This is a genomic window from Brachybacterium halotolerans (genome assembly GCF_016623465.1).
Classification (GTDB): Bacteria; Actinomycetota; Actinomycetes; order Actinomycetales; family Dermabacteraceae; genus Brachybacterium; species Brachybacterium halotolerans.
This window is the reverse complement of the sequence record NZ_JAEDAJ010000001.1, coordinates 764,928-777,162: the sequence shown is the minus strand read 5'-3', so window position 1 is coordinate 777,162 and position 12,235 is coordinate 764,928. Positions and strand designations below refer to the sequence as shown.

Annotated in this window: 10 protein-coding genes; 5 read left to right on the top strand and 5 right to left on the bottom strand. The window is 72.9% G+C overall.

Going from position 1 to position 12,235, the window contains the following annotated elements; translation table 11 throughout:
• Nucleotide 1: 1 nt before the first annotated feature.
• Nucleotides 2-1,459, bottom strand: a complete 1,458-nt coding sequence (locus I8D64_RS03490; protein ID WP_200501069.1) for an FAD-binding oxidoreductase — start codon at nucleotides 1,457-1,459, stop codon at nucleotides 2-4.
• A 348-nt stretch (nucleotides 1,460-1,807) separates the two neighbouring features.
• A complete protein-coding gene (locus tag I8D64_RS03485; RefSeq protein ID WP_200501068.1) occupies nucleotides 1,808-3,019 on the bottom strand; it encodes a phosphotransferase in 1,212 nt (403 codons plus the stop codon).
• A 122-nt stretch (nucleotides 3,020-3,141) separates the two neighbouring features.
• On the opposite strand from I8D64_RS03485, the gene nudC reads away from it, so the two are divergent.
• The 3 genes from nudC to I8D64_RS03470 all read left to right on the top strand — a co-directional run bounded on the left by nudC (nucleotide 3,142) and on the right by I8D64_RS03470 (nucleotide 6,974).
• Nucleotides 3,142-4,062: an NAD(+) diphosphatase gene (gene nudC, locus I8D64_RS03480; protein WP_200501067.1), complete on the top strand. Its 921-nt coding sequence runs from the start codon at nucleotides 3,142-3,144 to the stop codon at nucleotides 4,060-4,062.
• Nucleotides 4,063-4,193: 131 nt separating this feature from the next.
• Nucleotides 4,194-6,323, top strand: coding sequence for an ATP-dependent DNA helicase UvrD2 (locus I8D64_RS03475; RefSeq protein ID WP_425490259.1), 2,130 nt, complete (start codon nucleotides 4,194-4,196; stop codon nucleotides 6,321-6,323).
• A 348-nt stretch (nucleotides 6,324-6,671) separates the two neighbouring features.
• On the top strand, nucleotides 6,672-6,974 hold the full coding sequence (locus tag I8D64_RS03470; RefSeq protein WP_200501066.1) for a WhiB family transcriptional regulator: 303 nt from the start codon (nucleotides 6,672-6,674) through the stop codon (nucleotides 6,972-6,974).
• A gap of 170 nt (nucleotides 6,975-7,144) precedes the next feature.
• Here I8D64_RS03470 and I8D64_RS03465 read toward each other — a convergent pair whose 3' ends face one another.
• Nucleotides 7,145-7,303: a DUF5679 domain-containing protein gene (locus I8D64_RS03465; RefSeq protein WP_193636287.1), complete on the bottom strand. Its 159-nt coding sequence runs from the start codon at nucleotides 7,301-7,303 to the stop codon at nucleotides 7,145-7,147.
• Between the two features lie 542 nt (nucleotides 7,304-7,845).
• On the opposite strand from I8D64_RS03465, the gene I8D64_RS03460 reads away from it, so the two are divergent.
• Nucleotides 7,846-8,496, top strand: a complete 651-nt coding sequence (locus tag I8D64_RS03460; RefSeq protein WP_200501065.1) for a M48 family metallopeptidase — start codon at nucleotides 7,846-7,848, stop codon at nucleotides 8,494-8,496.
• A 41-nt stretch (nucleotides 8,497-8,537) separates the two neighbouring features.
• On the opposite strand, the gene I8D64_RS03455 is transcribed toward I8D64_RS03460, so the two are convergent.
• Together I8D64_RS03455 and I8D64_RS03450 are read right to left on the bottom strand one after the other, a co-directional pair.
• Entirely contained in the window at nucleotides 8,538-9,251 is a 714-nt protein-coding gene (locus I8D64_RS03455) for an NUDIX domain-containing protein (protein WP_200501064.1), read from the bottom strand.
• Complete coding sequence (locus tag I8D64_RS03450; protein WP_200501063.1) at nucleotides 9,235-10,779, bottom strand: zinc-dependent metalloprotease; 1,545 nt, start codon at nucleotides 10,777-10,779, stop codon at nucleotides 9,235-9,237. Before I8D64_RS03450 ends, I8D64_RS03455 begins: the two co-directional genes overlap by 17 nt.
• Before the next feature lie 228 nt (nucleotides 10,780-11,007).
• Between I8D64_RS03450 and I8D64_RS17545 the strand changes: the two genes are divergently transcribed.
• Entirely contained in the window at nucleotides 11,008-12,228 is a 1,221-nt protein-coding gene (locus I8D64_RS17545) for a YlbL family protein (RefSeq protein WP_343068411.1), read from the top strand.
• Nucleotides 12,229-12,235 lie beyond the last annotated feature (7 nt).

Genomic DNA, 12,235 nt, shown 5'->3' with positions numbered 1-12,235 from the left:
CTCACACCTCGAGCCCGCAGGTGATCCGGTGGCTGGGGTCGTAGTGCGAGCGGATCTGCGCGAGCTTCGCGGCGTTGTCGGCGAAGCAGCGCTTCGCGGTGTCGCCGGGTTCGAGGTAGTTGACGTATCCGCCGCTGCTGGCTGAGGCGACGCCCTTGTGCGAGGCCTCGACCCACGACCTCGCGGACGTCAGGCCCGAGGTGGAGGTCAGGCTCGCGTACCACTGCAGCGAAGCGGTCTGCGAGCGCCACGGGAACGCGGTGCCGGAGCGCTTCACGTCGTGGACGGCGCCGTCGAGGGGATCGAGGATCGCCGCGGTCTTCTGCCCGGACGTCGAGCGCTTCTTCACGGCCGCGACGATCGCCTCGGCCGTGCTCGAGCCGACGCTGCGCAGCACGTCGGTGCCGGCAGCGAAGATCTCGCGGTCCGAGGTGCTCCCGCCGCCCAGGTAGTCGACGAGGTCCATGTGGGAGCGGGATTTGTACGTCGCGCTGTCGGGACGCGTGCCGGTGGCCTTCGCGAGCGAGTTCACGGCGTCGCGGGCGTCATCGGCATAGGCGACGCCGATGACGTTCACCTTCATCGTGCCGTGCCCGTCGGTGCTGATCTTCACGCTCGCCCAGCGGCTGCCGCCGGAGGACTTCAGCCACGACGCCCATCCGGTGATGACCTTCGTCGCGGCCGAGGCGGGGAAGACCAGGGCGAAGCTGGCCTGTGCATGGATGGGATGCGTCGCGAAGGTGAGGTCGGTGACCACGCCGTTCAGTCCGCCTCCGCCGCCGCGCAGCGCCCAGAACAGGTCCGGACGGGAGTCAGCGGAGGCGACGACCGTCCTCCCGTCGGGCAGCACCACGTGGGCGGAGACCAGCGAGTCGCTCGTCGTCCCGTACCTGCGGGTGTCGACCCCGATGCCGCCGCCGAGCGCGAGCCCCACGACGCCCACCGTCGGGCAGGTGCCCGTCGGGATCATGCGGTCGTGCGCGGAGAGCGCCTCGTGCACCGAGTACAGGTCCGCGCCCGCCTGGACGGTCACGTGCTTCGTGCTCGCAGAGTAGGAGAGGCCGTGGTAGTCGCGCATGTCGAGGGTCACGGTGCTGTCGGTCGCGGACGCGCCGACGTACGAGTGCCCGCCGCCGCGCGCGGAGACCTTCAGGCCGTGGACCCGGGCGAACTCCATGACGCGCTCGACGTCGGCGCGGGAGCGCGGCCGGATCACCGCGGTCGGGCTGCGGGAGTCGAAGGCGGGGTTGAACAGCTTCTTGTCCGCGGCGTAATCGTGGTCGTCGGGCAGCAGCACGCTGCCGCGCAGCTCCTCGTCCAGCGCCTTCCAGTTCTTCGGGCCCAGGCCCTTCGCGGAGCCCTCCGCGAGCACCGGAGCGGTGCTGGCGAACGTGGCGGCGGTCGCGGCGGCGAGTCCGATGCCGCCTCCCAGCAGTTCTCGACGGTTCAGGGATCGCATGATCGTTGTCTGCCTCTCGCGTTCTCGAGAAGTGCGCGGCGCGCACCGGACCCGCCCGATGGGGCAGGGACAGTCGCCGGCGCCGGATCCCGGAGAAGGACGATCTCGATGACGGAGCATCCCGGAGCAGGAGCGGGCGGCATCGACTGCACGAGTACGAGCACACCACCACTCCGCGCCCGGGGGATCAGACCTTGGTCGCGAATACGTCCGCCGGTGAGCGGAGGCGACGGGGCCGACGCGTCATGCGCAGGGCGCGTGCGGGCGAACCTGAATGGTGCCCGACGCGACGGACCGGGTGGGCCGGTCGGCGCGCGGCGCCGGCCCGGAGGACGGTCCCGGTCGGGCTCAGAAGGCCCGAGGATCCTCGGGTGCGTCGTCGGACGGGCTCTCGCGGCGGACCGGGCCGCCGGTGGCGTCCCACTGGCCGGCCCGATCCTCGGAGGTCGATCCCTGGAGATCCGAAGCCCCGTGGTCCGACTCTTCGTGGTCCGGCTCCTCGGGCGCCGGCTCCTCGGGCGCCGACCCCTCCGTGGCCGAGACCGCGGAGCCCGACTCGGCGGGCGAGGCGGCCGAGGACGGCAGGGGAGAGGGCGCGGAGGCGAGGCCGTCGTGCACGTCCAGGGAGTGGTAGGCCGATTCGGCCTGGTCCTTCGCGATCTGCGAGAGGTCAGACTCGAGGTCGCGGAGCATTCCGCGGGCGTCCTCGATGATGACGTCGTCCTCGGCCTCGATGCCGTGCAGCAGCCAGTCGATCACCGCGAACTCGCCCACGGCATGGGCGCGCTCGAGCAGCCGCGGGTGCACGGGCGTGCCCAGGGCGTTGCGGTAGGCGGAGAACAGGTCGTCGAAGGCCTCGGCCTCGAGCGCGGAGGCGAGCCAGGCCAGATCGTCGGCCGGGTCGCCGATGCGCGCCGCGTCCCAGCCGCGCACGCCGGTGATCCTCGAGCCGTGGAAGAACAGGCTCTCCTCGGAGAGGTCGCCGTGGACGACCACTGGCCGGAGGTCCCAGAGGCCGTCGTCGGCCAGCAGGGTCTCCCAGCGCTGGAGGACGGCGGTGGGGATCGTCTCGAGCGCGCGGGCGCGGGCGAGCTGCGCGCGGTGGGCCTCGCGCAGCGCCTGCGCGGTGTACGCCTCGGCGCCGACGGTCTCGACCACGTGCGCGGGGACGCGGTGGATCCGGGCGATCACCTCTCCGAGCGAGGTGACCAGGGCGCGGTCGCGGTCCAGGAGGTCCAGCAGCAGCGGGGCGCCCTCGTGCACCTCCGTGACGGCGGCGCGGCCGCCCTCGGGCAGCTTCACGGATCCGAGCACGGCGGGCACCAGGTCGCTCAGCGCGTGCTGGGCGAGGGAGCCGGAGATGCTGAGCTCCTTCTCGAGGCGCACGCCGCCGGCGGTGGTGCGCGGGCAGGTCACCAGGACCTTGCGCCCTTCCTGGCTGATGACCCCGGCGACGTCGACGTCGTCCTGCGGGGTCGGGATCGCCACGGTCCGCGCGGGCTCGAAGCCGGGGACCGAGGCGGCGGCGAAGGCTGCCAGGGAGTAGGAGTTGTGGCGCACGGATCCACCGTACCCGGCCGTCGGCTGGGAGCAGCGGCGGACACACGGTGCGTCCGCGATGCGCGCGCACGAGCTCCCGGACGCGTCGACGCGCGGGTGTGAGATGGCTCTACGCTGATCGCATGGTGCGAGTGCGCGGACCCCAGCTGCAGACCCCTCTGACCCGGCATGATCTGGATCGTGGCGCCCTGCGCCGCTCCGACCCCCACGTGCTCGACGCGGGGGAGGACGCCGTCTTCCTGGTGACTCGCTCGGGCGCGGCGAGCATGCTCGAGGACGGCGAGGGCCGTCTGGTCCCCGTCTTCGAGGAGGCCGATCCCCGCGGCCACCAGAGCGCCTCCGCCGTCTACCTCGGGCAGCGCGAGGGCAGGCGCGTCATCGCCGTGGAGCTCCCCGAGCCCAGCGCCGAGCTCGACGATCCGGGCCGCGACATGCGCGACCTGCGGCGCGTGGTCGGCGACCTCGGACCTGAGGACGCCGCGCTCGCCGTCGCGGCGGTCGCGATGGGGTCCTGGCACCGCTCGATGCGCCACTGCCCCCTGTGCGGGGCGCTGCTCGAGGCGCGGCTGGGCGGCTGGGTGCTGGTCTGCACCGAGGACGGCACGGAGCACTTCCCGCGCACCGATCCGGCCGTGATCATGGCGGTGCGGGACGAGCAGGACCGCCTGCTGCTGGCCCGCAACGCGAGCTTCCGCAGCGGGTTCCACTCCGTGCTCGCCGGCTTCGTCGAACCGGGGGAGACGATCGAGGCGGCCGTCGCCCGCGAGGTCGCCGAGGAGGTCTCCCTCGTCGTCGAGGAGGTCGAGTACGTCGGCTCCCAGCCCTGGCCCTTCCCGCGCTCCCTGATGCTCGCCTTCCGCGCCTGGGCGGCCGACGGCCAGGAGATCGTGCTGGCCGACGGCGAGCTCGCCTCCGCCCGCTGGTTCACGCGCGAGGAGCTCACCGCCGCGGTCGCCGCGGGCGAGATCCAGGTGCCGAACGTCGCGTCCGTCGGCCGCGCGCTCGTCGAGGACTGGTACGGCGGTCCCATCGACGAGGGCTGATCCGCGGCCGATCCGTCGACGGCGGCCGGTCGCGGGCGCTCCCGACGACGGGGCCCGGCGGTCCCTCCCCAGCGAGTCGCGGTCCACAGCGCGTCCTCGCGCGTCGGTGGGCGCTGGCAGACTGGGAGGCGATGACCGCGCACCAGTCCGACACCGACACCATGGGCCCCGTGGACGAGTCCGCCCCGCCTCTCACCGCCGAGGCGGTGCTCGAGGCGCTCGACCCCGAGCAGCGGGAGGTCGCCCGCAGCTTCGACGCGCCCGTGTGCGTGCTCGCCGGCGCCGGCACCGGCAAGACGCGCGCGATCACCCACCGCATCGCCTACGGGGTGATGACCGGCCGGCTCAACCCCCGGCACGTGCTCGCGGTGACCTTCACCGCGAAGGCCGCCGCGGAGATGCGCTCGCGTCTGCGCGACCTCGGCGTGCCCGCCGTGCAGGCCCGCACGTTCCACGCCGCGGCCCTGCGCCAGCTCCGCCATTTCTGGCCGCGCGTGGTGGGCGGCCCCGTGCCCGAGATCATGGCCAACAAGTACGCGGGCGTCGCGGAGGCCTGCCAGCGCCTGCACATGAGCGTGGACCGTGCCGCCCTGCGCGACATCGTCTCCGAGGTCGAATGGTCGCGGGTCTCGATGCTCACGCCCGAGAGCTACCCCGAGGCGGCCGCGGCGACCCGTCGGCCCGGCGTCGCGGGCTTCGACTCGCGATCGATCTCCCGGATCCTCACCCAGTACGAGGAGGTGAAGAAGGAGAAGGGCGTCATCGACTTCGAGGACGTGCTGCTCCATATGGTCGGCTTCCTCACCGAGCGGCCGGACGTCGCCCGCGAGGTCCACGGCCAGTACAAGCACTTCGTGGTGGACGAGTACCAGGACGTCTCCGCCCTCCAGCACTCCCTGCTGCGCCTGTGGCTGGGGACCAGCGGCGACCTGTGCGTGGTGGGCGATGCCGCCCAGACCATCTACACGTTCGCCGGTGCGCGCGCCTCGTACCTGCTGGACTTCCCCAAGGAGTTCCGCGGGGCGCTGGTGATCCGGCTGGAGCGCAACTACCGCTCCACGCCGCAGATCGTGCGGCTGGCCAACACCGTGCTCGACGGCGCGCGCGGGCGCACGCGCGATCACCGCCTGACCCTCGCCTCCCAGCGCGCCGAGGGCCCACCGCCGGTCATCGAGTCCTATCCCGACGACGTCGCCGAGGCCGAAGGCGTCGCCGAGCGCATCGCCGACCTCGTCTCCCAGGGGCGCAGCGCCGCGGAGACGGCCGTGCTCTTCCGCACCAACAGCCAGTCCGAGGCGGTCGAGCAGGCCCTCACCGCCCGCGGCATCGGGTACCTCGTGCGCGGGGGCGACAAGTACTTCGAGCGCCAGGAGATCCGCCGCGCCATGGTCGCGCTGCGCGCCGCCGCGCGCGTCCAGCCGGAGGACCCTGCGCGGGCCGTCCGCGACGTGGTGGGCGGGCTCGGCTGGAGCGCGCAGGCACCGGAGACCACCGGTGCCGTGCGCGAGCGCTGGGACTCGTTGAACGCCCTGGTCGGCCTCACGGACACGATCCTCGCCCGCCCGGGCGCGACCCTCGCGGACGTGGTGCGGGAGCTCGAGGAGCGTGCCGAGGCGCAGAGCGCCCCCACGGTCGACGGCGTCACCCTCGCCTCCGTCCACGCCGCCAAGGGCCTCGAATGGCCGGTCGTGTTCCTCATCGGCGCGAGCGACGGGCTGCTGCCCATCTCCATGGCGCAGACCGCCGCCGAGGTCGAGGAGGAGCGCCGCCTCTTCTACGTCGCGCTCACCCGCGCGAAGGACCTGCTGACGATCTCCTGGGCCGCCGCCCGCAGCGCGGGCTCCCGCGGCTCGCGCAAGCCCTCGCGCTTCCTCGACGGCCTGCTCCAGCCCGCCGAGAGGACTCCGGCGAAAGGGCCGCAGGCCCGCCGCACCGGCCGCCGCGGCGCGACCACCTTCAGCAGCTGCCGTGCGTGCGGCAAGAACCTGAACACCCCCGGCGAGCAGCGGCTCGGACGTCACGTCGCCTGCCCGCCGAGCCACGACGAGAGCGTGCTGGACGAGCTGCGGCTCTGGCGCCGCCAGCGCAGCGCGCAGCTCGGCGTCCCCGCCTACTCGGTGCTCACCGACGCCGCGCTCGCCGCGATCGCCGAGCGCGCACCATCGGACCTCGATGCACTCGTGCATGTCCCCGGCGTCGGCCCGCTGAAGGGCCAGCGTTTCGGCGAGGAGCTCCTCGAGATCCTCGCGAGCCACCGCTGACCAGCACGAAACCGCAGGTCAAAAAATAGGTGTCGCGGATCTCGAGGGCGTGTAGTCTGTTCTCGTTCATCGTCCACGACGTGGTCCGGGAGACCGGGGCGCGCGCACAGGAAGGGGGTGTCGTCAATGACCACATGGAAGACGCAGATCGAGCCGATCGGCTTCACCGGGTCCGACGCCGCCCTTCTCGCGGCGCCCGCTCTCCTGAACGAGCGGGTCTATCGACCCAAGGGGCTGACGGCTTGATCTGATCGGGACCCATCCGTCTCGATCTGCCGCCCCCTCCGGCGAGAGCGCACTGCTGCGCCCGCCCTTCCTCGACCACGACGATTTCGAAGCAGCGAGACGATGACAGACGTCCTCACCCGCAGTGACTCCACGACCATCACCGATACCCGGCACGATGCCGCGTCCTCGGCGATCCTGCCCTGCCAGGACATCGAGGCGGCAGACCTGTTCTTCTCCGAGCGCCCCGCGGACCTCGAGTCCGCGAAGGTGCTCTGCGCCGACTGCCCCCTGCGGGCGGTCTGCCTCGAGGGCGCCCTCGACCGGGGCGAGCCCTGGGGCGTCTGGGGAGGGCAGATCCTCGAGAACGGAGCCGTCATCGCGTTCAAGCGCGGACGCGGACGGCCCCGCAAGAACGCCGCCTGACAGGCGACGCGCGTGCCCGCCCGGGGACCGCACGCGGCTGCGTGCCGGCGCGCGGATGCGCCCTCACAGCGTCAGGGGCGGCCCACCAGATGGTGGGCCGCCCCTGAGACGCGAGCGCTGGGCGCTCGCCGCAGGATCCGCGCGGAGCGGATCCCTTCGATCCTGGCTGATCAGGCCTTGCCGAGGATCCGGTTCAGCTTGGTGCCGCAGACCGGGCACACGGCCTTGGCCATGCGACGCTCGTTCGAGACGACGACGTCGCCCGTGGCCTCGCGCTTCTCGCGGCACTTCACGCAGTAGAACTCGCCGCTGTACTTCTCGTCAGCCATGTTCACTCCTTCTCTTGCCCCCGCGGCCCCGGCATCGCACATCACGGCCGGGCCCTGCGAGGTCGTCCCCGACACTGTATAGGTCCGGGAGGGCAGGGACGGAATCGACACCAGGGGGTGTCGCGAGGTGGTGTCGCAGGCCTCGGACTGCCGGACGGGTGCGCGCCGCGCGCCGCCGTCGGCGCAAAGACGCACCCCCGCGACGACGGGGGATCGCGGGGGTGCGGGAGATGCTCTGCGTCTCTCGTGGAGCCCCGGGGGCGCTCAGCATCGTGTGCACCTTCCCCGTACGCACCATGCCCGTTATCCCGGGGCTCCACTGACGTACGAAACTAGCCGCTGGCCGGGTGCGGGTCAAAGGCAGTCCAGTGGATCCGCTGTGGACAAGCCGCCTCATCGTGTGGACGGACGGTGCATGATCCGCGCCCCTCTGTGGACGACGAGAGGACGCGCGAGCACTGGGGAGGACTGACGTGCACGCTCGTCATGCACAGCTGGGGACGACACGCCGATCCCAGAATTTTTTCTGAGATCCTGTCTCCATGCCAGAGCTCACCGAGCACGAGGGGGTCCGCGGCCCGCAGGGGGAGCGAGTCCTCGTGCGCCGTTCCGCCCGTCGCCGCCGCACCGTCTCCATCACCCGCCGCGAGGGCGATCTCGTGATCTCGATGCCGGCATCCTTCGGCTCCCGCCAGGAACGGCACTGGGTTCGCAGCATGATCGATCAGCTCCAGCGCAAGGAGCTCGCCCGCGGTCCCGCCCGCAGCAGCGACGAGGACCTCATGCGCCTGGCGCGCCGGCTCTCCGACGCGCACCTGGGCGGTCGCGCGCGTCCCACCTCGGTCGCCTGGTCCACCCGCCAGCAGCACCGCTGGGGATCCTGCACCTCCTCGACGGGGGAGATCCGACTGTCCGCGCGCCTGCGCCCGATGCCCCAGCACGTGCTCGAGTACGTGCTGGTCCATGAGCTCACACACCTGCTGGTCGACGACCATTCGGCGGAGTTCTGGGCCCTCGTGGACAACTATCCCCGCACCGCCCACGCGCGCGGATTCCTCGAGGGCGTCTCCTTCGCCCAGCAGTACGGCACCGGCGGCGGGACATGGGAGGGCCAAGACGAGGGCCCCTCGGAGCCGGGAGCGGAAGGATCCCGCCCGCCCGGTCGCGAGACGGCCGCCGACGGCGTCGACTGATCGGCGGGGCCGACGGACGGGACGCGATCGGCCGACGGAGCTCAGCCCGAGGCAGGTCCGGTGTCCCCTGACGGCTCGACGGCGAACTCGTCCAGATAGGGCGCGAGGCGCTCGAGGATCTCGGGCATGTCGGACGCGGCGTCGGCCGGCAGCGGGACGCGGCGGGAGAAGCCGCCGCTGGGGCCCTCGATCCGCGGCCAGGGGACCCACACGGGCGTGGGCGCGCCGGGCTTCTCCGCCCTCAGCGGCATATCTGCGGCCGCGGCATCAGCGCGCAGCACGAGCACGACGTCCCAATGACCGCCGCACGCACCGAACGTGGAGGCGAGGTCATGGGCCTCGAGCAGCGCGGGGCCCGGCCCCACCAGCTCGAGGCGTGCGTCGGCCCCCGGTCCGGTCTCCGCGCCCAGGCCGGTCTCCTCCGCGATCTCACGACGCACCGCCGCCTCGAGCGACGCATCGGAGGCCTCGAGGTGCCCGCCGGGCTGCACCCAGCAGCGGCCGCGCGCATGCCAGACGAGTGCGAGGTTCTCGGCCGGCCCGTCGAGCACGACGGCGCTCGCCGTCAGGTGCAGCGACCCGCCCTCCGCAGCCAGCGCCGGGCCGTCGCGCAGCACGGCATCGGGGATCGCCTCGAGCAGATGCACGTAGTCCGCGCGCACGGCCGGATCGATCGCGACCTCCGATGCGGCGCGCAGCTCCTCGAGAGCGCGCGCCGTGAGCGCGGGGGCCGTGGGGTCAGGAGCGCGGGTCATCGTCCGAGGGGGAGTCGTCGGGGGAGGAGCCGTCCGACGCGGGTCCGTCCGACGAGGTCCCGTCCGAGCCGTCCGCGGACCCTTCCGACCCGTCCGCGGGCCCGGAATCGGCTGAGCCGGCCTCGTCGAGGAGCTTGGCGAGCTCGGCGTCGATGTCGTCGGGCAGGGCCATGGCCTCCTCGGCCTCCTCGCTCTGGCCGTCGGCGGCGAGGGCGGGCGCGTCGGACGCAGGGGCCTGCGGGCGGCCGCTGAGCACGGCCACGTCGGGCAGCAGATCGGGGTGGGCCCACTTGCCGTCGCGGGCCTGCTCGCCCTCGGTGTCCAGCACGCTCTCCCACCAGGCGAGCGCCTCGCGCACGCGGCGCGGGCGCAGCTCGATGCCCACCGTCTTGGAGAGCATCTCCTCGGCCGGCGAGCCGCTCGCGCGGCGTCGGCGCAGCACCTCGCGCAGGGCGTCGAGCTGCGGGAGCTTCCCGGCCAGGGCCTGAGAGGTCACGTGGTCGACCCAGGCCTCGACGAGCGCGAGCGTCGTCGCGAGCTCCTCGAGGGCGCGCTCCTGGGAGGCGCGGCGGGTGAAGACGAACATCTCCTCGGGCCGACGGGCCTGCAGCGCCGAGGGATCAGAGAGGTCCAGGTCGCGCACCATCTCGTCGAGCGCATCGAGGTCCAGGGTGATGCCGCGCGCGTAGTCCTCGATCGCGGAGAACAGGGCGCGCGGCAGCCAGGACGCGGAGGAGAACAGCGCGGTGTGGGCGAGCTCGCGCGCGGCCAGGAAGATCCTCGCGGCCGGCGCGTCCAGCCCGTGGGATTCCACGAGGTCGGCGACGTTCGCGGCGACCAGCGCGGGCCGGCCCTCGGGGCCCAGCGGCAGGGAGAGGTCCGTGGTGCCGAAGACCTCGCGGGCGAGCGAGCCGATCGCATGGCCGAACTGCACGCCGAACAAGGTGCCGCCCATGCGCTCCATCATCTGGCCGGGGTCCCCGGGCAACTGCAGCTCGGCCTGCTGCATCTGCGCGGTCATGGCCTCGCCGATCGCGCCGGCCATGTACTTCGCGACGGGTTCGACGATCGACTGCCAGCGCTCCTGGGTGCGGTGCAGCCAGGTGCCGCGGGTCCACACCTCGAGCGGGCGGGAGGGCAGGTCGAAGGAGATCGCATCCGCCAGCCAGAGCGAGGCGATGTTCGCCGCCTCCTCGAGCTCCTTGATCTGCTGGTCGCTCGGCGAGGGATCGCCGGGCGTGCCGGCGGGCGCCGGGGCGCCCGGCACCTGGACCGTGCCCTGCGCGGTGCGGCGCGAGAGGTCCTGGGCGAGCGTCCAGTTCACGGGCCCCTCGCCCTGGGCGTTCAGCACGTGCTGCATCTGGGCGGCCGCGGCCTTGAGCATCGCCGGGTCGCTGGGGAGGTTCGCCTGCTTGGCGAGCTCGCTGAGGTCCACGCCGTCCAGGGCGCCCTCGGGGATCGCGCCGCCCAGGGCCTCCTCCAGGAAGCGGCGCAGGGCGTCGTCGTCGGGTGTCGGGTTCTCGGTCATGGGGCACCTCCGGGTGCGGCCGCCCGCGCTCTCGCGGCCGGTGCGGCCTGGATCAACGTCGTGATCAGCGTACCGAGCCGGATCCAGGACGCATCGGGCGGGCATTCAGTTTCGCTCAGGGCGTCGAAGCCGCCTCCCGCTGCCCAGCGGTCCCGGGCACGGAGCGGTCCAGGCCACGGAGCGGTCCCCGCCACGGACCGGTCAGGGCATGTGCGGCACAATGGTCCGGTGACCTCCCGCCACCCTGGACCGACGCCCGACGGCGCGCAGCCCTCGCACCCCGCCGCACCCGACGCCGGGACGGAGGCGTCCGCTGGTGAGCAGCCGGTCGGCGGGCCGTCGGCCGATGGGACGCCCGGCGGCGAACCGCGCATGGGGCGCGTCACCCGGTTCCTCGGCGGCGAGGCCTTCGCCCACCCGCGGCTCGCGGCCGGCAGTCTCCTCGTGGTCTGCGCGATGCTGCTGGGTGCCATGTTCGTGCCCGTGCCCTACGTGGTCGAGCAGCCCGGACCCGCGATCGACGTCCTCGGGAAGTACGACGACAAGCAGGTGCTCTCCATCGAAGGCCACAAGACCTACCCCACCGACGGGTCGCTGATGATGACCACCGTCTCGGTCGACGGCGGACCCGGCTACCCGGTGACGCCGGTCGAGGTGATGCGCGCCTGGTTCGACCCCACCCGCTCGGTGCTGCCGCGCGAGCTCGTCTTCCCCGAGGACCAGACCGCGCAGGAGACCACGCTGGAGAACTCCGTCCAGATGAGCAGCTCCCAGCAGGAGGCCGTCGTCGTCGCCCTCGACGAGCTCGGCATCGACCACGAGGACTCCGTGCAGGTCTCCGGCGTCGAGCAGGGCTCCCCGGCCGACGGTGTGCTGAAGCCCGGAGACCGCGTCCTGGCCATCAGCGGCGCGAGCGCCGACAGCGCGGAGGCCTACCGCGCGCTCGCCGCGAAGACCACGCCGGGGGACAAGGTCTCCATGCGCGTCGAGCGCGACGGCAAGAAGCTCGACCTGCAGGTCCCCACCCGCGACGTCGACGGCAAGGCCCGCATGGGCATCATCCTGGCCGACGGCTTCGAGTTCCCCTTCGACGTGGACCTGGGCGTGGGCGACGTGGGCGGTCCCAGCGCCGGCACCATGTTCGCCCTGTCCATCTACGACGAGCTCACCCCCGGCGCCCTCACCGGCGGCCAGGACATCGCCGGCACCGGCACCATCGACGAGAAGGGGAAGGTCGGCGCCATCGGCGGGATCCGCCAGAAGATGGTCGGCGCGCGGGACTCCGGCGCCGACTACTTCCTCGCCCCGGCCTCCAACTGCGACGAGGTCGTCGGGCACGTCCCCGACGGGCTGCAGGTGGTGAAGGTCGAGGACTTCGACGGGGCCCTGCACGCCGTGCAGACCATCGCGAAGGACCACAGCACCAAGGGCCTGCCCACCTGCGGGTGAGTGTCCG